This window comes from Arthrobacter zhaoguopingii, assembly GCF_009828595.1.
GTDB lineage: Bacteria > Actinomycetota > Actinomycetes > Actinomycetales > Micrococcaceae > Arthrobacter_D > Arthrobacter_D zhaoguopingii.
This window is the reverse complement of sequence record NZ_WPNY01000001.1, coordinates 380,932-401,103: the sequence shown is the minus strand read 5'-3', so window position 1 is coordinate 401,103 and position 20,172 is coordinate 380,932. Positions and strand designations below refer to the sequence as shown.

At 67.4% G+C, this 20,172-nt stretch carries 24 protein-coding genes; 19 read left to right on the top strand and 5 right to left on the bottom strand.

Annotated features, from left to right (window positions below; genetic code table 11):
• Nucleotides 1-12: 12 nt before the first annotated feature.
• Both GVV86_RS01975 and GVV86_RS01970 read left to right on the top strand, forming a co-directional pair.
• Nucleotides 13-426 (top strand): flagellar hook assembly protein FlgD, encoded by a 414-nt coding sequence (locus tag GVV86_RS01975; protein WP_246199698.1) that lies wholly within the window; start codon nucleotides 13-15, stop codon nucleotides 424-426.
• A 41-nt stretch (nucleotides 427-467) separates the two neighbouring features.
• The gene (locus GVV86_RS01970) at nucleotides 468-1,640 is read left to right on the top strand and encodes a flagellar hook protein FlgE (RefSeq protein ID WP_159617578.1); all 1,173 of its coding nucleotides are present in this window, start codon (nucleotides 468-470) and stop codon (nucleotides 1,638-1,640) included.
• A gap of 321 nt (nucleotides 1,641-1,961) precedes the next feature.
• On the opposite strand, the gene GVV86_RS01965 is transcribed toward GVV86_RS01970, so the two are convergent.
• On the bottom strand, nucleotides 1,962-2,339 hold the full coding sequence (locus GVV86_RS01965; RefSeq protein WP_159617579.1) for a winged helix-turn-helix transcriptional regulator: 378 nt from the start codon (nucleotides 2,337-2,339) through the stop codon (nucleotides 1,962-1,964).
• 76 nt (nucleotides 2,340-2,415) lie between these two features.
• On the opposite strand from GVV86_RS01965, the gene GVV86_RS01960 reads away from it, so the two are divergent.
• Complete coding sequence (locus GVV86_RS01960) at nucleotides 2,416-2,826, top strand: Rid family hydrolase (RefSeq protein WP_159801078.1); 411 nt, start codon at nucleotides 2,416-2,418, stop codon at nucleotides 2,824-2,826.
• 150 nt (nucleotides 2,827-2,976) lie between these two features.
• On the opposite strand, the gene GVV86_RS01955 is transcribed toward GVV86_RS01960, so the two are convergent.
• On the bottom strand, nucleotides 2,977-3,279 hold the full coding sequence (locus GVV86_RS01955) for a helix-turn-helix transcriptional regulator (protein ID WP_159801202.1): 303 nt from the start codon (nucleotides 3,277-3,279) through the stop codon (nucleotides 2,977-2,979).
• 65 nt (nucleotides 3,280-3,344) lie between these two features.
• On the opposite strand from GVV86_RS01955, the gene map reads away from it, so the two are divergent.
• Nucleotides 3,345-4,202, top strand: coding sequence for a type I methionyl aminopeptidase (map, locus tag GVV86_RS01950; protein ID WP_159801076.1), 858 nt, complete (start codon nucleotides 3,345-3,347; stop codon nucleotides 4,200-4,202).
• Between the two features lie 184 nt (nucleotides 4,203-4,386).
• Here map and GVV86_RS01945 read toward each other — a convergent pair whose 3' ends face one another.
• Complete coding sequence (locus GVV86_RS01945) at nucleotides 4,387-4,992, bottom strand: TetR/AcrR family transcriptional regulator (RefSeq protein ID WP_159801074.1); 606 nt, start codon at nucleotides 4,990-4,992, stop codon at nucleotides 4,387-4,389.
• Between the two features lie 137 nt (nucleotides 4,993-5,129).
• On the opposite strand from GVV86_RS01945, the gene GVV86_RS01940 reads away from it, so the two are divergent.
• Nucleotides 5,130-5,990, top strand: coding sequence for an enoyl-CoA hydratase/isomerase family protein (locus tag GVV86_RS01940; protein ID WP_159801072.1), 861 nt, complete (start codon nucleotides 5,130-5,132; stop codon nucleotides 5,988-5,990).
• Between the two features lie 176 nt (nucleotides 5,991-6,166).
• Nucleotides 6,167-6,727, top strand: coding sequence for a TetR/AcrR family transcriptional regulator (locus GVV86_RS01935; protein ID WP_159801070.1), 561 nt, complete (start codon nucleotides 6,167-6,169; stop codon nucleotides 6,725-6,727).
• Here GVV86_RS01935 and GVV86_RS01930 read toward each other — a convergent pair.
• Nucleotides 6,716-8,062, bottom strand: coding sequence for a nuclear transport factor 2 family protein (locus tag GVV86_RS01930; RefSeq protein ID WP_159801068.1), 1,347 nt, complete (start codon nucleotides 8,060-8,062; stop codon nucleotides 6,716-6,718). The genes GVV86_RS01935 and GVV86_RS01930 overlap by 12 nt on opposite strands.
• A 103-nt stretch (nucleotides 8,063-8,165) precedes the next feature.
• Nucleotides 8,166-9,224: an alpha/beta fold hydrolase gene (locus GVV86_RS01925; protein WP_159801066.1), complete on the bottom strand. Its 1,059-nt coding sequence runs from the start codon at nucleotides 9,222-9,224 to the stop codon at nucleotides 8,166-8,168.
• A 362-nt stretch (nucleotides 9,225-9,586) separates the two neighbouring features.
• On the opposite strand from GVV86_RS01925, the gene GVV86_RS01920 reads away from it, so the two are divergent.
• From GVV86_RS01920 to csrA, 13 genes are all read left to right on the top strand, one after another.
• Nucleotides 9,587-9,934: a flagellar FlbD family protein gene (locus GVV86_RS01920; RefSeq protein WP_159617587.1), complete on the top strand. Its 348-nt coding sequence runs from the start codon at nucleotides 9,587-9,589 to the stop codon at nucleotides 9,932-9,934.
• Between the two features lie 4 nt (nucleotides 9,935-9,938).
• Nucleotides 9,939-10,745: a motility protein A gene (locus tag GVV86_RS01915; protein ID WP_159617588.1), complete on the top strand. Its 807-nt coding sequence runs from the start codon at nucleotides 9,939-9,941 to the stop codon at nucleotides 10,743-10,745.
• Entirely contained in the window at nucleotides 10,742-11,545 is an 804-nt protein-coding gene (locus tag GVV86_RS01910) for an OmpA/MotB family protein (protein WP_246669844.1), read from the top strand. The genes GVV86_RS01915 and GVV86_RS01910 overlap by 4 nt, the downstream gene beginning before the upstream one ends.
• A gap of 186 nt (nucleotides 11,546-11,731) precedes the next feature.
• The gene (locus GVV86_RS01905) at nucleotides 11,732-12,637 is read left to right on the top strand and encodes a flagellar motor switch protein FliM (protein WP_246669843.1); all 906 of its coding nucleotides are present in this window, start codon (nucleotides 11,732-11,734) and stop codon (nucleotides 12,635-12,637) included.
• The gene (gene fliN / locus GVV86_RS01900; protein ID WP_159617590.1) at nucleotides 12,634-13,341 is read left to right on the top strand and encodes a flagellar motor switch protein FliN; all 708 of its coding nucleotides are present in this window, start codon (nucleotides 12,634-12,636) and stop codon (nucleotides 13,339-13,341) included. Before GVV86_RS01905 ends, fliN begins: the two co-directional genes overlap by 4 nt.
• A 2-nt stretch (nucleotides 13,342-13,343) precedes the next feature.
• Complete coding sequence (locus GVV86_RS01895) at nucleotides 13,344-13,751, top strand: FliO/MopB family protein (protein ID WP_159801062.1); 408 nt, start codon at nucleotides 13,344-13,346, stop codon at nucleotides 13,749-13,751.
• Between the two features lie 218 nt (nucleotides 13,752-13,969).
• On the top strand, nucleotides 13,970-14,698 hold the full coding sequence (fliP, locus tag GVV86_RS01890; RefSeq protein WP_246199730.1) for a flagellar type III secretion system pore protein FliP: 729 nt from the start codon (nucleotides 13,970-13,972) through the stop codon (nucleotides 14,696-14,698).
• A 3-nt stretch (nucleotides 14,699-14,701) separates the two neighbouring features.
• Nucleotides 14,702-14,977, top strand: a complete 276-nt coding sequence (gene fliQ, locus GVV86_RS01885; RefSeq protein ID WP_159617593.1) for a flagellar biosynthesis protein FliQ — start codon at nucleotides 14,702-14,704, stop codon at nucleotides 14,975-14,977.
• Entirely contained in the window at nucleotides 14,978-15,736 is a 759-nt protein-coding gene (locus tag GVV86_RS01880) for a flagellar biosynthetic protein FliR (protein WP_159801060.1), read from the top strand.
• The gene (locus GVV86_RS01875) at nucleotides 15,737-16,834 is read left to right on the top strand and encodes an EscU/YscU/HrcU family type III secretion system export apparatus switch protein (RefSeq protein ID WP_159617595.1); all 1,098 of its coding nucleotides are present in this window, start codon (nucleotides 15,737-15,739) and stop codon (nucleotides 16,832-16,834) included. It abuts the gene before it with no gap.
• Between the two features lie 51 nt (nucleotides 16,835-16,885).
• Nucleotides 16,886-18,934, top strand: coding sequence for a flagellar biosynthesis protein FlhA (locus GVV86_RS01870; protein ID WP_159617596.1), 2,049 nt, complete (start codon nucleotides 16,886-16,888; stop codon nucleotides 18,932-18,934).
• Nucleotides 18,909-19,850, top strand: a complete 942-nt coding sequence (locus GVV86_RS01865) for a hypothetical protein (protein WP_159801058.1) — start codon at nucleotides 18,909-18,911, stop codon at nucleotides 19,848-19,850. The genes GVV86_RS01870 and GVV86_RS01865 overlap by 26 nt, the downstream gene beginning before the upstream one ends.
• Before the next feature lie 9 nt (nucleotides 19,851-19,859).
• Nucleotides 19,860-20,126 carry a carbon storage regulator CsrA gene (gene csrA / locus GVV86_RS01860; protein ID WP_159617598.1) on the top strand — a complete coding sequence of 89 codons (267 nt, stop codon included), beginning with the start codon at nucleotides 19,860-19,862 and terminating at the stop codon, nucleotides 20,124-20,126.
• Nucleotides 20,127-20,172: the final 46 nt, after the last annotated feature.

The window sequence follows — 20,172 nt, the reverse complement described above, 5'->3', positions numbered from 1 at the left end:
AATGGAGAACTCGTGCCCATCGACCCAGTAGCAGCGCCGGCCCCCGGCGGGATGTACGCCACGGCGCCGTCCCGCGCGCCGCAGCAGCAGATGGACAGCAAGGTCTTCATGACCCTGCTCGTCACGCAGCTGCAGCACCAGGACCCCGGCTCCCCCATGGACACCAACGCCATGATCGGCCAGACCACGCAGCTGGCCATGATGGAGCGGCTCACCGAACTCTCCGCTCAAGGCGAGGAGGCCTTCGGCCTGCAGATGCGCGCGGCCGCGGCCGCGCTCATCGGCAAGAAGGTCAGCTACGCCAAGGAGGACGGCACGGAGGTCACCGGCACCGCGTCCTCGGTGTCCTTCGAAGGCGCCGTCCCCCGCGTCAAGGTCGGTGACGCTACGGTCCCCCTGGACCAAATCTCCGGCATCGTCTCCTAGCACCATCCACCCGCACTCTCCCTCTTTCGGAAGGAAGCACCATGCTCCGCTCACTCTTCTCCGGCATCTCCGGCATGCGTTCCCACCAAACGATGCTCGATGTCACCGGCAACAACATCGCGAACGTCAACACGAACGGCTTCAAGTCCTCCTCCGTGCAGTTCCAGGACACCCTCTCGCAGCTGCAGCAGGCAGCCGGCGGCGGTGACGACAACCGCGGCGGCACCAACCCCGCCCAGATCGGCCTGGGTGTGCAGGTCGCCGGGATCTCGACCAACTTCGCCCAGGGCTCCGCCCAGGCCACCGGCAAGGCAACGGACCTGATGATCTCCGGCGACGGCTTCTTCGTCCTGAACTCCGGCGGCCAGCAGGTCTACAGCCGGGCCGGCTCCTTCGACGCCGACTTCGACGAGCGCGGGCGCCTGGTCACCCCCGACGGCGCCTTCCTCCAGGGCTGGCCTGCCGTCAACGGCGTCGTGCAGAAGGGCGGAGCCGTCAGCAACATCGTCCTGGGTCAGAACACCGCCCCGGCCGTGGCGACCAGCAGCGCGACCATCGACGGCAACCTCCCGGCCGAATCCGCCGTCGGGTCCTCCCTGGTGCGCGACGTCAAGGTCTACGACGCATCGGGCAACGTACGCACCCTGTCCCTGACCTTCACCCGCACCGCCGGTGGCTGGAACGTCAACGGTGCCGACGGCGCCGCGACGGGCACCACCGCCCTCACCTTCACCGACGGCAAGCTCACGGGAGGCGGGGCGCTGACCGTTGGCGGGGTCGACGTCGACCTCACCGGGGTGACCGGGTTCGCGGGCCTGAGCACGGTGAAGGTCTCGGCGCAGGACGGGCGCGCCGCTGGCACCCTCGAGTCCTTCGCCCTGGGCAAGGACGGAAGCATCACCGGCGCGTTCAGCAACGGCAGCCGGATTGTCATCGGCCAGATCGCCCTGGCCACCTTCACCAACCCCGGCGGCCTGGAGAAGGCCGGCGGTTCCACCTTCCGGGCCACCGCCAACTCCGGCAATCCGGCGCTCGGCACGGCCGGCTCGCCGGGATTCGGCACCATCGCCAGTGGCTTCCTCGAGATGTCCAATGTGGACCTGTCGCAGGAGTTCACGAACCTCATCGTGGCCCAGCGCGGTTTCCAGTCCAATGCGCGCGTCATCACCACCTCGGACGAGGTCCTTCAGGAACTGACGAACCTCAAGCGGTAGATTTCCGGAAGAATCGGCTGTCTCCCGAGGAACTACGAGGATGGCTTCACTCCGGGGTTATGTCCGGAGCCCGAGTTGTCTCCTCACGATGGTGCCCCTTACCCCGGCGCAGCCCGCGGGAAGGGGCACCATCTCGTTAACCGGCGAGGCGATGACCGAAGACCCCTCCACCGCCCAGGTCGGACAGCGCGCCCAGCCACACCGCAGCGGGAGGCAAGCTGCCCACCGCAGGGGCGGTTTCGCCGCGTCCCAGCCGTGACCGATCCATGCGTCACGCCCGATTTGAGATGAACGGCGTACTGTCCTTCTCCTGTCACCGCGTCAGCGGACATCCGCATCGTAGCGGCCGCGCGCCGCCTCAATGCCGGGCAGATGAACCGCCGCCCATTCCAGGATCGTATCGACGGGCGCTCGAAGGGTCTTGCCCAACGCCGTGATGCGGTACTCCACCGCTACCGGCCGCGCGTCGAGAACGACGCGTTCGACAACGCCATTGCGTTCAAGCCGGCGCAGGGTGCCGGTCAACGATTTCTGCGTGACTGCCGGGATGGCCCGGCGCAACTCATTGAAGCGGCAGGGCCGCTCACACAACTCTCCCAGCACCTGCAGCGACCACTTATCGAGCACCTGATCGAGCAGCTCACGATGCGGCGCACTCAGCTCGAAGCGCTCCGTGGGATGGGGATCAGTATCCGACATGAAACCTAGTTTCGTTGAAGTGTCCAAAACATACCAAGTACCTTAAGGATACCAATTCGCACTGAAGGAGATTCCATTGAGCGTTCGCCTGTCATCCCCTAAGGGCATGATGCCCTCAACCCCTTACCACCACGTCGCCGTCGCCACCGGCACCCGCCACGTGCACATCGCCGGTCAGGTTGCCACGAACCAGGACGGAGGACCACAGAAGCCAGGCGACCTCGCCGGGCAGGTCGCCTCGGCCCTCCGCAACGTCCACCAAGGCCTGGCCAGCACCGGCGCCACCTTCGATGACGTCGTCCGCCTCACCTTTTACGTGACGGGCTGGGCCCCTGAAAAGATTGATGCCTTCATGGCGGGCATCAACTCCGTCGCAGAGGAACTCGCCCTGCCGTTGCCGATGCCTCCCGCATCATTGATCGGAGTCGAATCCCTCTTCGAACCGGATGTTCTCGTTGAGGTCGAAGCCACCGCCATCCTCGACTGACGTGCGGCGCCTTCGACTCCTGCCGGATTGGCCGGCCGGGCAGAGTGCCCATCAGGACCACACCCTTCGGCCGTCCGGGACATGAGGTGACCATGAAGCCCTGCTTTTGTGTTCCGCTGCGTGCCTCCTGCACCGCCGCGGAGACGGAGCTCAGGAGGCGAGCGGTTCGCGCGCATCGTCCTTGGACCGGGCCGGGTCCGCACCGCTCTCCGGGCGGTTGATCTCTGCCCACACTGCATCGAGGGACAGCCCGAGAACCTCTGCGATCGCCGCGATTGTCGGAAAAGCGGGAGTCGCTACACGGCCCGACTCGATCTTCCTGAGGGTTTCCGGTGAGACACCCGCAGCCAGGGCCGTGTGGAGCATGGATTGTTCTCCCCTTGCGAGACGCATCAGCGCGCCCAGTCTCTGTCCACGTTCGAGATCTTCGGGAGTAAGCGGCAACCTGACCATGCCGTCGATCCTATCCGGGATACTCTTACCGGTATAGTTATTGGTCATACACGGAAGGTGCACCCATGATCGAGATCCTCACCCCGGCAGAACTATCTCGAGCCAGGGAGACCGGCGCCCTGGTCGCCGACGTCCTGCAGACGCTGCGGCACCGCAGCAGGGTCGGCACGAACCTGCTCGATCTCGACCGGTGGGCCAAGACCATGATCGCCGAGGCGGGAGCGACGTCCTGCTACGTCGACTACGCACCGTCGTTCGGGCGCGGCCCGTTCGGCCACTACATCTGCACGTCGGTCAACGACGCCGTCCTTCATGGGCTGCCGCACAACTACGCGCTGGCCGACGGCGACCTGCTGACCCTGGACCTTGCCATCACCAAAGGCGGAATCGCAGCAGACTCTGCCATCAGCTTCATCGTGGGCGACACGAAGCCTCCGGAAAGCGTCGCCATGATCAACGCAACCGAACGGGCACTCACCGCAGGGATAGCCGCAGCAGGACCAGGGGCCCGCATCGGTGATATCTCACACGCCATCGGTTCGGTCCTCCGCGAGGCGGGATACCCGATCAACACCGAGTTCGGCGGCCATGGCATCGGATCAACCATGCACCAGGACCCGCACGTTGCGAACACCGGCCGGCCGGGCCGCGGCTACACACTGCGCCCGGGGCTGCTGCTCGCACTGGAGCCGTGGGTGATGGCCGACACCGCCACGCTCATCACCGACGCCGACGGGTGGACACTGCGCAGTGCGACAGGCAGCCGGGCGGCGCACAGCGAGCACACCATCGCCATCACCGAGGACGGCGCAGAAATTCTCACCCTGCCGACGCCGGCCGATCGTGATCGTGCAGCGACACTGGCGAGCATGCACACTGGCTCCCCGTCGCCTTCGTCACAGCCAGGCCCCGTTGCAGGATGAGGATGTGCTGGTCGGTCGGTCCCGGCATGGTTGGTGCCTCAAGCCGTAACTGATCCGGGGATTCTGCCGCCGGGACCGCCCTGGCCGCAGTTCATCGCCGATACCAGCATCCAGCGCCAACGACCCGGCACTCGCGGGCTTCGGGACGGTGGTTACAGCACGTTGGCAGCAGCGGCGCAGCCGGTTAACTGGTCTGAACTGCGATGGCGGGATCCAGGGCGCTGAAGGAAGTGTCGATCAGCGTCGAGAGGTCCTCCCGCCCTTCTGATTCCCGCCAGACCGCCAGCGCCGCCGCAAAGCACTCCATCGCCGCCGCTACCCGAACCTGGGTGACAAATAACTCATCCCGTGCGGCATGGGTTTGTTGCAGTGCGCGGACAATATTCGGCCGCCAGTCGAACTGCTTCTCCCGGAACCGAGCGCTGAGTGCTGGTGTCTCGTAGATCAGGTCCAGGAATGCCATGACTTCGCTTGTGTCCCGCAGCAGGAAGTCCACTACCGGATTCAACGCGCGACGCAGCGCATGCCAGTCATCGTCCGACCGGGCATCGGAGGCCAGGGCTTCGACGATGGTGTCGCCGATCGGATCGAAGAGAAACAGGACGACGTCTTCCTTGTTCGTGAAGTACCGCAGGAACGTGCTTCGCGATACTCCGGTAGCCCCCGCCAGGTCCGCGAAAGTGACCTGATTGAAGCCGGTTGCGCAGAACTCGTTGAACGCAACGCGTGCGAGCTCTGCCCGGACGGCGTGCTTACTGATGGCTCGGACACTGACAGGACTAGGAGGCATGCCTCAATCCTACCCTGTGTTTCAGGAATGAAATTCACGCGCTATAGTGATACGCAGTGTCACAAACGACGCTGGAGTGCCCATGGTGCGGTGCCTCCACCCTTCGGCTGCGTGCGGCCCTTTCGAATCGAGATATTTTGACTTACGACAACCTGCCTGGACTCCATGTCTCCGTCGACGAGGGGATTGCCACGGTGACGCTGAATCACCCGCCGCTGAACCTGATGGATGGTGTCCTGCTGCCCTCGCTGCGCGGCTTCCTCTACCGGGTGCACGACGACGCCGCTGTCCGGGTCATCGTCTTCCAGTCGGCCGATCCGGAGTTCTTCATCGCCCATGGGGACATGGGCTACCTGACAGATCCCGAGGCCCTTCCAGCGGCCACCAACGCGGCCATCGCGGCCGCACCCGGCTGGGATGTCCCGGAGGGCCTGAACATCCTCCAGGCTTTGAGCGAGGATGTGCGGAACCTGCCCCAGGTAACGATCGGCAAGCTCGCCGGTTTCGCCCGCGGCGCGGGCAATGAGTTCCTGATGAGCCTTGACATGCGGTTCGCGGCGATCGGCAGGTCCGGACAGGCCCAGCCCGAGGTGCAGATGGGCATTCTTCCCGGCGGCGGCGGCACCGTGAATATGACCCGCCTCATCGGCCGCGCCCGAACCCTGGAACTCATCCTGGGTGCCGAACTTGTCGACGCGGAGCTCGCCGAGCGGTACGGCCTGATCAATCGGGCCCTGCCCGCCGATAAAATCGACGCACACGTTGATGCACTGGCGCGCCGCATCGCGCGGCTTCGCCCGGAGGTCATCGCTGCAGTCAAGACAACCGTCAACGCCATGGCGCCGGCCGTGCCGCTGGAGGCCTACGCCGTCGAAAACACCGCCCTCTACGCGGCGTTCGGCGACGAAGTTTTCGCGCTGGCCGATAAACTCCTCGCCGCCGGCGTCCAGACCCGAGACGGCGAACTGGATTACGAGCGCATCTCCAACAGCATCTAAGCATCGACCGGAGCGCAAGACAGCGTGAGAAGGCCCTGCCCATAAGGGCGGGGCCTTCTCACGCTGTCCGCGAGGGCCTCGAGGGCCTGGGACGCGCGGTGAAGGTCCCATCGGCAGCAGTTCCGAGCTCAAGCAGCGTGGCGGGCACCGCCTCCCACACTTGCTACCCTTCCAGAATGGAAGCCAAGTCGCGTCGATTGTCCACAAGCACTGAACGGCGTGCCGAGATCATCGATGCAGCTCTTGAGGTATTCGGTGTTCGTGGATATTACGGCACGACGACAGCCGCCATCGCTGGAGCAGCCAATCTGTCTGAGGGTTACCTCTACAAGATCTGGCCGAGCAAGGAGGCTCTCTTTGTCGCGGTCCTTGAGGAGGTCAAGCTGCGGTTGAGGGCAGCGATCCTGGAAAGCCTTGAAAGCTTCGAGGCGTCCGGACGCCCGTTCTCGGCAAGTGATGTATTACGAGAACGCGCTGCGCGTACGGGGATTGATCGAAATGCGGCGATGGTCCTGCTTCATGCGACCGCCGCATCCTCGGTGCCGGCGCTTCGTCAGGCCGTGGCTGAATGCTATTCCGACCAGGTCGATTTTCTCCGTCGGCGCCTTGGTGCGACGGACGTAGAAATCCAGCAATATCTTGCCATCGGTCAGCTCATCAACAGTGTCAATGCGTTGGATCCCACCCCGGAAGAAAGGAGCGCCTGGGCCGACAGTCTTCGAGGGTCAGGCGTGTGAGCTGCGGCTCTGTTCCCCCTCCAGGACATCCTGTCGTCCCTCGGCCCAACTCAGAGATGCCGTCATGCTTTGAATTCTCCAACTACCCTCCCGGACCACCATTTCGACTTCCCACTGACCTCCGTTTTTTGTAAGTTCGCCGGTTCCCCCGTCGGTCGGGCGAGCAAGGAGATAAGCCAGTACATTTGCCGAGACGCGGGCAACGTCTCCAGTCACCGACGCTCGAATGCCTCCGAGGACATGCTGCGATGCCTCCAACGGGTCGAGTCGTTCCCGCCAGTTCTTCACGAGTTCGGTTCGGCTGATAATCGAGCTCGTGCCTCGGGCGCGTGAGTAGTCGAGGCTGACTTCCTGTGTGAAGAGAGCTTCGAGGTCCTGCCACCGCCCCCGGTCAACGAGCCACGCCATCGTTGACAGTGCATCACGCGCCGCTTCCCGGTCGGGACCCGCCCCTCCCCGGTCCCGCAATTCATCGGCGTGTGACCTGATGTACTGCTCGAGGTGGTGAGCCGGGCGCCCGAGGATCCGTTCGACGGTGTCTGTGACTCGATCCTCAGCGCCGGCGGCAACGACCCGGTCCAAGGCGGCAAGTTCACGAGCAGGAATGGCGGGAACACCGCTCTCCACCAAAAACGACGCAAAGTCGTCAATATCCAAGGCAAGATGAGAAATCTGGTGCCCTACCTCGCGCGAGATGAGCGAGGCCACCTCACGGAAGCTATGGGTGCTGGGCCCTGTCAGCACAGCATCGCCGGCGGGGAACGCTTCCTCGTCCTCCTGCAGCATCTTCACGGCGACCTCGGCGATGTCATCTGGATCGATGAACGCCACCTTCGCCTCGCCGGTGGCGGAGACAACGACGGCGCGGTCACGAATCGCGCGTGCAAGCGGTGTGGAACCGATCACGTTGGACATGAACCAGGAGGGCCGCAAGACGGCGACTTGTTCGAACTCGGAGCGCACGTACCGCGCGATCTCGATCAGAGGATGCCCGATGGACTCATCATCGGTCGGAAGCGAGGAAGAACTCAGGACAACGACCCGTTTTACCCCGTTTGCCTTCGCGACAGAAGTGAAGGCTTTGACCAGGTCGAGCGCTGCCGGCTCGGCAACGGGAGCAACGAGATAGAGGGCACTGCACCCTTTGCTGGCAGCGGCGTACGTCGTCGGATCCGACCAGTCAAACTTCACGAGATCGCGGTTGCTGCCAGGAGACCTCGTTGCACCCCGAGCCGCTACTCCCGCTCGGAGAAGGAGCCTGAGCACCCGACTCCCCGTCGTACCTGTTGCACCTGTCACAAGAACCGTGCCTGAATCTGCTCCAGAACTACTCATTACTATCTCCTCTTCGTTGCACTGGACCATGTTCTGTCCGCGGGTCTTGAAGAAACACCCAAGGCGGACCGAACGTGGTAAGTGAGTACTTACTCACTCTAGTTCACAGAGGAGCGCCCAAGCAACCAGTCGCAGTTGCCGCGGAGTCGAGGTGGCTCATGATTGCCCTCATCACTCGGGGCATGCCTGGATATGGGAACGGGTGACCAGCGTCTTCCAGCCAGAGACCGTGGGCAGAGGGAATAGCTGCGGCGAGTCGGTGGCCGTGTTCGATCGGCAAGAAGGCATCGGCGGTCCCATGTACGACGAGGGTGGGCGCCGCAATCGTGTTCAAGAGCGGGTATCGGGAGCGCGTCACGGCGACGGCAGCCTGGTGCTGCCGCAGCGCCCGGAGGTTGAGCCCGCCGCGTTCGCGCAGGTCGTAAAGAACGATCCTGGTCCACGCCTCCACGTCGACGGGTTCGTCACTTCCTTGCGCGACCAACCCCGCGAGGACCCCCTTCACAACATTCGATTCCCCGCCGAGTAGGTGGTACCGGAGCAGAGGAAGACTGGCTAGGGCGGACCGGATCAGCGGCCAGGTCCGGGGTCCGGGCAGCGAGGTGTCGGTCGGGTCCGCCGATGTTGACATGAGGGTGAGGGATAGGACGCGCTCGGGGTGCGCGATTGCAACTTCCTGAGCGACGAAACCTCCGAGGGAGACTCCAAGCACGTGAACGCGGTCGATGCGAAGTTCGTCGAGCACCGCAATCGCGTCGTTCGCCATCTCGATGAGAGAGTACGGATGCTTTCGGCTCCAGCCCGTCATCCAACTCGACGCGCCGGCGCCACGGTGGTCGTACCTGACCACCCGATATCCGGCCGCCGACATGGCACCGAGGAACGCGGGCGGCCAAAATAGGGAGCCCACTCCGAGGGAGGAGTTGAGCAGTACAACACCCTTCTCGGGCCTGACGGGAGGGATGGACTCGTACCAGATCCGCACCCCTCCGGACCGGGCGTACCCGGATTCCCCGGTGATGACTCCCGTCACCGGGCCAGCGCGGATCCGAGCAACTGTTTTCACGGTGCCGGGCGGCAGAGGAGGTCCTCGCCAAATCAGAAGCGCCGCGAGTCCGGCAGCTACCGATCCCGCCGCCGCGAAGACCACCCGCTTCCTCATCGGCTCAGCATAAATGACGCGCGCGGCTCACGTACGCTCCCCGGAGATGGCACTTTCGGCATCCCGGAGCGGCGCATTCCAGGCCCCGGCTCGGCACCTCCGCGCCGCACGCCAGAGACTCCGCCCGCCGAGACGGCACGTAACCACCCTTCGGCGGCGCGTATGCGTGGAGAGCTGCAGTTTCGGCGGAGGGCAGGCCGCACGCCAGAGACTCCGCACCGCTCCCGCAGGGCCGACCCCTGGATGCGACGGCCGCCGTCCGGCCGGGCCCCTGCACCTTACGAAACCACTTCGGCTGCCGACTGTTACTAAGGAGCAGCCCGCCCGGGCCGCCGACACGAGAACGCGCGGAAACGGAACCCATGATTGTCCTGACCCGGCTGAACGGCACAGACCGGTTCGGCATCAATCCCGATCTCGTGGAGCGCATCCATGCCAGCCCCGACACCACGCTCGTCATGGTCAACGGGATGCGCCACATCGTCGCCGAATCCCTCGATGAGGTGATCACGCTCGTCGTGGAATTCCGCGCACGGGTCCTCACCTACGCCCACCGCCTGGCCGACGCCGGCGACGCCGCGGGAAGCTTCACCGGGCCGGCGACCGGCACGGAGGCCCGCGCCGAGAGCGGGCGGGAGCCGGCGCACCTGAGCATTGTCCACCCGCACGACGTCCTGCCCGGTCCCGCCGGCCAGCGCCCCAGAAAGTAGCGCCATGGATCCCGCAACCCTGATCGGTCTCCTCCTCGCGTTCGGCTCCCTCTACGCCATGATCTTCATGGAGGGCGCCCACGTCAGCTCCCTGCTGCTGCCCGCCCCGATGATCCTGGTGCTTGGCGCCACCATCGCCATCGGCATCGCCAGCTCGACCATCAAGGATGTCGTCCAGGCGGTGAAGTCCCTGCCCAAGGCGTTCCGCGGCCGGACCGACTCCCCGCAGGACAGCGTTGACCAGATCATCCGGTTCGCGGAGAAGGCCCGCGCCGACGGCCTGCTGGCCCTTGAGGCCGAGGCGGCCGAAACCGACGATCCTTTCATGAAGAACGGCCTGCAGAACATCGCCGACGGCACCGACGGCGAGGACCTGCGCATCCTGCTCGAGGACGAAATCAGCACCCGCCGGAAGGCGAACCACGCCGTCTCCAAGTTCTACAACAGCCTCGGCGGGTACGCCCCGACCGTCGGGATCGTCGGCACGGTCGTGTCTCTGACCCATGTCCTCGAGAACCTCTCCAACCCCGAGGAACTCGGGCACATGATCGCCGCGGCCTTCGTGGCGACCCTGTGGGGCCTGCTCTCGGCCAACTTCATCTGGCTGCCGATCGGTGCGCGCCTCGCCCGGCTGTCCGAGCTCGAGCTCGAACAGATGAACCTCCAGATGGAGGGCCTGCTCGCCGTGCAGGAAGGGGCCCAGCCCATCCTCCTCGGTGAACGGCTCACCGCCATGATTCCTCCCCATAAGCGGGGCGGGAAGCGGAAGGAAGGACCCCCCACCGCCTCCGACCTTGAGGCGGCCGCGTGAGCCGTAGGGGCCCGCGCCGCGGCTACCGCGCGAGCCAGCTCGAGGAGTTCCACGCCGACGAGCGCTGGGCTGTGTCCTACGCCGACATGGTCACCGTGCTGATGTGCCTGTTCATCGTCCTGTTCGCCATGTCCTCGGTGGACGTGGCGAAGTTCGAGAAGCTCAAGAACTCCCTGGCCACCGGCTTCGGCGTCGAGAACGTGGGCAAGGTCGACACCGCCGAGGGCATCGTCCTGCCGCCGGAGCTGGCCGAGGATGAGGGCGAGGACCTCACCGACCTCGAGCTAGCCATCCAGGAGGTGGACGACCTCGAGGCCATTAAGGAGCGCATCACGGCCGCCCTGACGAAGGAGGGTCTTGAGGACACCGTCCGCTTCACCCTCGACGAACGCGGCCTCACCGTCCGCATGGTCAGCTCGGAGACCTTCTTCAACCCCGACCGGGCGGAACTGACGGACGCCGCCCAGCGGGTGCTCGACGCGACCGCGCCGGAACTGCAGACGACGACGCGGGAGGTCACCGTGGAGGGCCACACCGCCAAGCTCCCCGACGACCGCTACGTCCTCGATTGGGAACTGTCGACCGCGCGGGCGGTCAATGTCGTCCGGCACCTGGTCGAGCAGGGCGGGGTGGAAAGCACCCGCATGGAGGCCAGCGGCTACGGCGAGTCCCGGCCCCTGAACGAGGGCCGCACGGAGGCCGACCTGAGGCTGAACCGCCGGGTCGACATCGTCGTTCTCTCCGACCAGCCGGAGAGCGTCCGGTCCCTGATCCCGGAAGTTGTCGGACAGCGCCCCTGACGGCGGATGTCCGCCTGCGGGCGGGCAGGTGTCCCCGGCGCTGGCATCCGGCATCCGGCATGGCTTGACGGTGACGGCGACGGCTCGACCGCAGCTCGACGGCGGCGGGCGCCCGGAACGGGCTGCGGCCCGATGAGGAGGCGGCAACGGCTTACGGGCCGGGCCGGACCGCCGATAGTGATTATCGTGACCCCCTCCAACCTTCAGGAAACCCTCCTGCCCGAGCCCGCACGCACGGTCGAGGTCTACGACTTCCGCCGGCCCACGACGCTCGCCCGCGAGCACAGCCGCGCCCTCGAAGTGGCCTTCGAGACCTTCGCCCGGCAGTGGGGCACGCAGCTGACGGCGAAGGTGCGCGTCAAGGCGCAGGTCACCACCCACCAGGTCCTGATGCAGACCTACGACGAATACGCCGCCTCCCTGCCCGCGACCACGGCCATGGTGCTGTGCCGGCTCGAGGACTACGAGCCGCAGGCGGTCATCCAGTTCCCGACCTCCTCGGCGCTGGCCTGGGTGGGGCGGATGCTCGGCGGCAACGGCAGCCAGCCGGCGCCGGGCCGGAAGTTCACCCAGATCGAACAGGCCCTCGTGAAGCGGCTCATGGAAGACGCCCTCGAGGACCTGCGCTACTCCTTCGGTTCCCTGCTGCCCATGCCGCTGAATTTCAACTCCATCCAGTACAACGCCCAGTTCGCCCAGGCTGCCGCACCGTCGGACCTGATGGTGGTCGCCACCTTCACCCTTCGGGTCGGGGAGAACACCGCCGAGGGGACCGTGGCCCTGCCGGCTGAGACCGTCCTGCCGCAGCTCGGGGCGACGAACCCGACGACTTCCCCCGAGAACGCCGCGGAGCTGCTGCGCCAGCAGATGGCGTGGGTCCCCGTCGAGGTGTCGGTGGGCCTGATGCCGGTGGCCGTGAGGCCCGAGGCCATCCTCCGCCTCGCGGTGGGAGACCTGATTCCCCTGAACCATCCCGAACGGCGGCCCCTTGAGGTCCGCATCGCCGGACAGCGCATCGCCCGGGCCGGCCTGGGCCGGAACGGCGCCCGCCTGGCGGCCCAGATCGTCGATACCGAGGAGAACCCCGCATGACCGTTTCCGTTGCCACCCTCAAGGACTCCGCCGCCGAAGCGCTGATCGGGCTGCTTCCCTCCGCAGCCCCGGTCAGCGCGGTTCCCGCCCCGGACCGCACCGCCGCTGCCGCCCGCGCGGCCGGCGCGGTGACCGCCGCCTACGTCGGGAGCCGCTCGGCGGACCTCGCCGTCGTGCTCGAGGGCACCGGATCCCTCGTCGCTGCCGCCGGCACCGACACCCCGCTTGTCTCCTTCAAGGACGTGCTGCGCCCCGCCCTCGAGGCGGCGGCCGGAGTGCTCGGCGGAGGAGTGCTCGGCGAGGCCCTGATCGAGGACGCGTCGGCGCTGTTCGCCGACCCGGAGACGACGGTGTTCGAACTGACCTCCGGCGGCGGGACGGCGGGCTGGTTCGCCATCCGGGTCCGCGAGTACGGAACCCTCAACCCCACGCCGGTCTCCGGGGACTCGGTGGTCGGCAAGCTCGGCCGCATCAACAACGTGGAGATGGCCCTGACCGTGGAGATCGGCCGGACCCGGATGTCGGTGCGCGACGTGCTCAACCTCGAGCCCGGCGGAGTGGTTGAGCTTGACCGGTCGGCCGGCGCCCCCGCGGATGTCCTGCTCAACGGACGGCTGATCGCCCACGGCGAGGTCGTCGTGGTGGACCAGGACTTCGCCGTGCGCATCACCAAGATCCTCGACGTCGCAGAGGGCGTCAACTGACGATGGATTCACTCATCCTCATCCTGAGGGTGCTGCTCGCCCTGGGCGCCGTGCTGGCGGTCCTTGTGCTCGCGCACCGGTACGCCCGGCGTACGGCCGGTACGGCGACCGGTGAGAGGCTGCTGACGGTCCTCGCCCGCCAGGGCGTCGGCTCCAAGGCCTCCGTCGTGGTCGTCGAAACCGGCGGCCAGCGCCTCCTGCTCGGCGTCACCGAACACTCGGTCACCGTGTTGTCCACCTCGGATGCCCCCGCCCCGGAGACCGCCGGGCAGGGCGCCGAGGCCTTTTCGCGCGTCCTGCACCAGGCCACCGCCGGCAAGCACCGCTCACCGGCGCCCACCGGGTCCATCCTGTCGCCGGCGGCGCTGAAGCAGGTCCTCACCGCCGGCCTCGGCGGGCCGAAGGGGTGAGGTGCCTGCCGCCGCGCCGCGCCGCACTCCGGTTACCCCTGGCCCTGCTGGCCTTCGCCGCAGGGGTGCTCCTGCTGCTCCTGCAGGCGCCCGCCGCCTCCGCCGTCCAGTTTCCTCCGCCGCAGCCGCCCGTTCCCGCGCCCGTGGTCCCCGCCCCGGCCGATCCGGCCCCGTTGCAGCCGGCCCCCGAGGCCCCCGCCCCGGCCTCACCTGATCCGCTGAACCCCACAGCACCGGTGGACCCGGCGCCTCCGGCCCCGCCCACCGATCCTTCCGCGCCGGACGGCGACGGGTCAGTGGTGATCAACGGCCCCAACGGCACCCCCTCCTCGGCCGTGGTCACGCTGCTGGGCATCACGCTGCTCACCGTCGCGCCGTCCCTGCTGCTGATGATGAGCTCGTTCACGAAGATCTTCGTGGTGCTGGTAATGACGCGCAACGCCCTGTCCCTGCCTTCGATCCCGCCGAATCAGGTGATCGCCGGGCTGGCGCTGTTCCTTTCGTTCTTCATCATGGGCCCGGTGCTGGGGGACATCAACAGCGGCGCCGTGCAGCCCTACCTCGACGGCGACTTCACGTTCCAGGAGGCCTACACCGAGGCCGCCGGCCCGATCCAGCAGTGGATGCTCCAGTTCACCCGCGAGGAGGACATCGCCCTGATGACCCGGGCCGCCGGGATGGACAACCCGGCCACCCCCGAGGACGTGCCGCTGACCACCCTGATTCCGGCGTTCATGATCTCCGAGCTGCGGGCCGCGTTCATCATCGGCTTCGTCATCTTTATCCCCTTCCTGGTCATCGACCTCGTCGTGTCCTCGGCGCTGATGTCCATGGGCATGATGATGCTGCCCCCGGTGATCATCTCCCTGCCGTTCAAGATCCTGCTGTTCATCCTCGTCGACGGCTGGGGCCTGATCGTCACCGCACTGATCCGAAGCTACGCCTGAGCCATGGACACCAACGCCGTCCTCGACATCGGCCTCCAGGGCCTGTGGATCTCCGCCAAGCTCGCCGCGCCGGTCCTGATCACCGCGCTCGCCGTGGGGTTCGGGATCTCCCTGCTGCAGTCGATCACCCAGATCCAGGAGGTCACCCTCTCCTTCGTCCCCAAGGCCGCCGCCGTGGGCGTCGTGCTGCTGATCTCAGGACACTGGATGATCTCCGAGATGGTGTCCTTCACCCACGCCCTGTTCGACAAGATCCCCTCGCTGCTCGAGGGAGGCTGAGTGGAACTGGCGCTGAACCTCGGCTGGCTTGAACCGGTGATGCTCGCCGGCGTGCGCATGGTGTCCTTCCTGGTCATCGCCCCGCCGTTTTCCTATACCGCGTTTCCGGCGCGCATCAAGGTCATGCTGGCCCTCGGGCTGGCACTGGCCGTCTCCCCCGCCGTCACCCCCGGCTACACCGAACGCGGCACGGCGGCGTTTTTCGGCGCGCTCGTGCTGGAGATCGGCGCCGGGGTGCTCATGGGCTTCCTTGTGTACCTGGTCTTCGCCGCGATCCAGTCCGCCGGCGGCCTGATCGACCTGATGAGCGGGTTTCAGATGGCCCAGGCCTTCGACCCGCATTCGCTGATCAACGGCGCCCAGTTCACCCGGCTGTTCCAGATGACCGCCCTGGCCCTGATGTTCTCCTCCGACGCCTACCAGCTGATCCTCGGCGGGCTGATCCGCAGCTTCACCGCCATCCCGCTGGGCGGCGGGGTCTTCCTCACCGACCCCGTCGCGGCGATCATCACCGCGTTCACCGGGATGTTCCTGGCCGCGGTCCAGATCGCCGGGCCGCTGCTCGTCGTGTTCTTCCTCTCCGACGTCGGCCTGGGCCTGCTCAACCGGGTCGCCCCGGCCCTCAACGCGTTCGCCCTCGGATTCCCATTGAAGATTCTGCTGGCCCTCGTCCTCGGCTCTGTCATCATGCTCGCCCTGCCGCGGGTCGTGTCCGCGCTCACACAGGAGGCGCTGGCGCTGCTGGGAGGTGTGGGATAGATGGCCGACGATTCCTCCCAGGAACGGACCGAACAGGCCACCGAAAAGCGGATGAAGGAGGTCCGCGAGAAGGGGCAGCTGTCCAAGTCCTCCGACCTGACCGCCTGGCTCGGCATCGGCGCGGCCGCGGTCATGCTTCCCTCGACCATCTCCCGGGGCGCCGACGCGGCCGCCGACCAGCTCTTCAGCGTCCGCACCATCGCGGCGGCGCCGGAGCCCGGCATCGCCCTGGGCGTCCTCGGCGAGGCCCTGGCCTCGATGGCCGGAACGCTGCTTCCGATGCTGCTCGCCGTCGTCGGAGCGGTCCTGGCCGGGGCGGCCGGCCAGGGCGGGATCCAGTTCAAGAAGTTCCGCGGCAAGTTCGAGCAGTTCAACCTGGTCACCGGGGTCAAGAACACCTTCGGAACGCAGGCCCTCTGGAACGGGGTGAAGGCGCTGCTGAAGACCGCCGTCCTCGGAGCGGTGCTGTACTGGGTGGTCCAGGGACTCATGCCCACCCTGATGAGCGCCGGCGGGATGTCGGTGGCCGCTCTGCTCTCGGCCACCGGCGGGGGCGTGGCCGCGCTGCTGCGCTTCGCCGTCCTGGCCGGAGTGGTGCTCGCCCTCGCCGACGTCTTCGTGGTCGGCCGGCGGAACCGGAAGAAGACCCGGATGACCCGCAAGGAGGTCAAGGACGAGAACAAGAGCACCGACGGCGACCCCCTGATCAAGTCCCAGCGGCGCGCCCGGCAGATGGCCCTGTCGCGGAACCGCATGATCGCCGCCGTCGGCGGGGCCGACGTCGTCCTGGTCAACCCCACCCACGTGGCCGTCGCCCTCAAGTACGAGGCCGGGGTCTCCGCGCCGAGGGTCGTCGCCAAGGGGGCCGGCCCGGTGGCCCTGAAGATCCGGGAGAAGGCCGAACAGGAGAAGGTCCCGCTGGTGCAGGACATCCCGCTGGCCCGGGCCCTGCACGGGGCCTGCGACCTGGGCCAGGAGATCCCCGCCGAGTTCTACGCCGCCGTCGCCGGGGTCCTGGCCTTCGTCCTGCGGCTGAAGCAGCGCGGCAGCGCGGCCGGCATCCACCGGGCCTTCCGGAAGGGGTCCTTCCTTGACTGAGACCCCCGCCCCTCACCACCACCCCCGAGTCCTCCCCCGAAGGAGCGCACCATGAATTCCAAGCTCGCCCGCCTCGCGGTGCCGATCGGCGTGGTCGGCATCATCATGCTGCTCATCGTGCCCGTTCCCGCAGGCCTGCTCGACTTCCTGATCGCCGCAAACATCCTGCTGGCGCTGGTGGTGCTGCTGACCTCGATGTTCGTCCAGAAGCCCCTCGACTTCTCGGTGTTCCCCTCGCTGCTGCTGGTGGCCACGCTGTTCCGCCTCGGACTGAACGTCGCCTCGACCCGCCTGATCCTCGGGGAGGCCCACGCCGGGAAGATCATCGAGGCGTTCGGGCAGGTCACGGTGGGCGGAAACATCATCATCGGCAGCGTGGTCTTCCTGATCCTCGTGGTCATCCAGTTCCTCGTCGTCACCAAGGGCGCCGAGCGGGTCGCGGAGGTCGGCGCGCGATTCACCCTCGATGCGATGCCGGGCAAGCAGATGGCCATCGACGCCGACCTCAACGCCGGCCTGGTCACCGACGAACAGGCCAAGGAGCGCCGGGCCGAGGTCTCCGCCGAGGCCGACTTCTACGGAGCCATGGACGGGGCCTCGAAGTTCGTGAAGGGCGATGCGATCGCAGGCATCGTGATCCTGATCATCAACCTGGTCGGCGGGATCGCCATCGGTATGGCCATGCACGGCATGCCCGCCGTCGAGGCGCTGCGCACCTACGCGATCCTCACCATCGGCGACGGACTGGTGACCCAGATCCCGGCGCTGCTGATGGCGGTGGCCACGGGCATGATCGTGACCCGCTCCAACGCCGAGGCCGACATGGGCACCACCGCCTCGAACCAGGTGGCCCAGTCCCGCAACGCCCTGCTGATCGCCGGCACGGCGGCCGTGGCCCTGGCCCTGATCCCGGGCATGCCGAAACTCCCGTTCCTGCTCATCGGCGGGGCACTGATCTTCGCCTCGCGGAAGATCAAGGCCACCGAGACCGCCGCCGCGGCCGCGGCCCAGCGGGAGGCCTCCGCTGCCGCCGAACCCGCCCCGGAGTCGCCCGAGGAGCTCATCCGCAGGCTCCGCGTCCAGCCCCTGGAGATCCTGCTGGCGGCGGACCTGGTGGACACCGTCACCGGCGCCTCGGACGACCTCCTGGCCCGGGTGCGCAGCCTGCGCCAGAAGATCGGCATGGACCTCGGGTTCGTGCTGCCGCCGGTCAACGCCCGCGACAGCATCGACCTGCCGCCGGGGACCTACGCCATCCGCATCGGCGGGGTGGAGGCCGGCCGCGGGGAGGCCCCGGCGGGCAAGGTGCTCGCCCTGGGCGATGCGCTCGACGCCCTCCCCGGGACCGCGACCATGGAACCGGTGTTCGGGCTGCCCGGCAAATGGGTGCCGGCCGGCATGGCGCACAGCGCCCAGATGACCGGGGCGACGGTCATCGACCGGGTCTCGGTGCTCATCACCCACCTCTCCTCGATCGTCACGGCCAATGCGGCGCGCCTGCTGACCCGCGAGGACGTCCGGCTGCTCACCGAAAGCGTCAAGGAGGCAAGCCCGTCGGCGGTCGACGAACTGGTCCCCGGGCTGCTCTCCCTCGCCGAGGTCCAGCGGGTCCTGCAGGGCCTGCTCGAGGAGCATGTGCCCATCAACGACCTGCCGCGCATCTTCGAGGCGCTCACCCTTCGGGCCAAGGTCTCAACGGACCCCGAGGGGCTCATCGAGGCGGCCCGGCGCGCCCTGGGGCCGGCGCTGGCGGTGCGTCATCTCAGCGGCGGCCAGCTGAGCGTGGTCATGATCGAGCCGGGCCTCGAACAGTCGATGCTCGAGGGCCTGCGCCCCGCTGAAGGAGGCAGCCAGATCCTCCTCGACGCCAACCGCATCGAGGCGGTCCTGGCCTCCCTCCACGCCACCGTGGCGGCGGCCGGTCACCAGGGACACGAGCCCGTCCTGGTCTGCGCGCCGCTGATCCGCCCCGCGGTGCGCCGGCTGGTCTCCGCCCGGGTGGGGGGACTGCCGGTATTGTCCTATCAGGAGGCCCAGGCGGCCAACGTGCCCATCGAGACGATAGGAGTGGTCCGTGGCGCTGAACAGGTTTCACCTTAGCGGCCCGTCGATCGAGGTGCTCCGCCGGCAGGTCCGGGCCGAGTACGGACCCGAGGCCGTAATCGTGCGGGCCGAGGCCGTCACGGTGGGCGGGCTGGGCGGATTCCTGGCCCGCCACCACTACGAGGTCACGGTCGATCTGCCCGACGCCGCCGCCCCGTCGACCGATCCCCTTCCGGTGGTCAAGCGCACCGGCATCGCCGCCCTGCTGGCGGACGCGGACACCGCCGAGGCGGCGCTCAACGCCGTGCCGGTGTCAACGGAATCCGGAGAGTTCTCCTCCTTTTTGAAGGACCTGGAGTCCGCCGTCGACCCTGCCGCGGGTGCCGCGGGGTCGACCCCGGCCACTGCCGCCGCGGGCGCCCACCGGCCGCCGTGGCCGCTGGACGGCCCGGGCGACCTCATCGTCGTGGCAGGGCCCGGCCGCGACGCCCTCGAGGCCGGCCGGTCCCTGCTGGCTCCCGCGGCTCCGGCGGCCCTGCTGACGGCCGGGGCGCTTCGGGTCGAGGGGCTGGCGCACGTGGCCGACCGGCGCGCGGCCACCGAAGCGCGGGCCGCCGGGGTGCTCGCCGGGGCGCCGGTGGTCGTCGCCTTCGGGCTGGGCTACCCCTCCGAGGCCTTTGTCCACCTGCCCGCGCTGGCCCTCGTGGGATTCGACCAGCTGTGGCTGGCGGTGGATGCCACCCGCAAACACGGGGACACGATGTCGTGGGTTGAGGCGGTGGAGGCCGTGGCCGAACCCGACGCCGTTGCTGCCTTCTCCCGCCGGGACACCGCCACCCCCGATACGGTTCAGGCGCTGCGCTTTCCGGTCAGTTGGGTGGACGACGCCCCGGAGGTTCCTGCGCGGCCCGCGGGCCCGTCTTCGGCCGCCCACCAGACCGCAGTTTTCCCTCCGACGCGGATTCAAAGATAGGCTTTCACTGTGCTGGTACTAACGCGGAAATTCAACGAGAAAATTCATATCGGCGAGGATATCGTCATTACCATTCTCGAATCGCGCGGTGATGGCATCAAGATTGGGATCGAGGCGCCGCGGGGCGTTAAGATCCAGCGCGGTGAGATTCTCCAGGCCGTGATCGAAGCGAATCTTTCGGCCAATGTCTCCGATGCGGATGCCGAATCACAGCTCAAGGCGCTGCTGGGCCGTAGGGACCCCGAACCGGACGCCGAGCCGGACGCCCGCTCCTAGACTTCCAGGCTCCGGGGGCGTTGCGGCATACGCCGGGGCCTCAGGC

Excerpts from the sequence above, each read along its gene's own strand:
- GVV86_RS01925 (WP_159801066.1), bottom strand. The coding sequence starts at position 9,224 with ATGAGGAAGCGGGTGGTCTTCGCGGCGGCGGGATCGGTAGCTGCCGGA.
- GVV86_RS01955 (WP_159801202.1), bottom strand. The coding sequence starts at position 3,279 with ATGGTCAGGTTGCCGCTTACTCCCGAAGATCTCGAACGTGGACAGAGA.
- GVV86_RS01870 (WP_159617596.1), top strand. The coding sequence starts at position 16,886 with ATGAATTCCAAGCTCGCCCGCCTCGCGGTGCCGATCGGCGTGGTCGGC.
- GVV86_RS01970 (WP_159617578.1), top strand. The coding sequence starts at position 468 with ATGCTCCGCTCACTCTTCTCCGGCATCTCCGGCATGCGTTCCCACCAA.
- GVV86_RS01945 (WP_159801074.1), bottom strand. The coding sequence starts at position 4,992 with ATGCCTCCTAGTCCTGTCAGTGTCCGAGCCATCAGTAAGCACGCCGTC.
- GVV86_RS01930 (WP_159801068.1), bottom strand. The coding sequence starts at position 8,062 with ATGAGTAGTTCTGGAGCAGATTCAGGCACGGTTCTTGTGACAGGTGCA.
- GVV86_RS01935 (WP_159801070.1), top strand. The coding sequence starts at position 6,167 with ATGGAAGCCAAGTCGCGTCGATTGTCCACAAGCACTGAACGGCGTGCC.
- GVV86_RS01875 (WP_159617595.1), top strand. The coding sequence starts at position 15,737 with ATGGCCGACGATTCCTCCCAGGAACGGACCGAACAGGCCACCGAAAAG.
- map (WP_159801076.1), top strand. The coding sequence starts at position 3,345 with ATGATCGAGATCCTCACCCCGGCAGAACTATCTCGAGCCAGGGAGACC.
- GVV86_RS01920 (WP_159617587.1), top strand. The coding sequence starts at position 9,587 with ATGATTGTCCTGACCCGGCTGAACGGCACAGACCGGTTCGGCATCAAT.
- GVV86_RS01965 (WP_159617579.1), bottom strand. The coding sequence starts at position 2,339 with ATGTCGGATACTGATCCCCATCCCACGGAGCGCTTCGAGCTGAGTGCG.
- fliN (WP_159617590.1), top strand. The coding sequence starts at position 12,634 with ATGACCGTTTCCGTTGCCACCCTCAAGGACTCCGCCGCCGAAGCGCTG.
- GVV86_RS01915 (WP_159617588.1), top strand. The coding sequence starts at position 9,939 with ATGGATCCCGCAACCCTGATCGGTCTCCTCCTCGCGTTCGGCTCCCTC.
- GVV86_RS01895 (WP_159801062.1), top strand. The coding sequence starts at position 13,344 with ATGGATTCACTCATCCTCATCCTGAGGGTGCTGCTCGCCCTGGGCGCC.
- fliQ (WP_159617593.1), top strand. The coding sequence starts at position 14,702 with ATGGACACCAACGCCGTCCTCGACATCGGCCTCCAGGGCCTGTGGATC.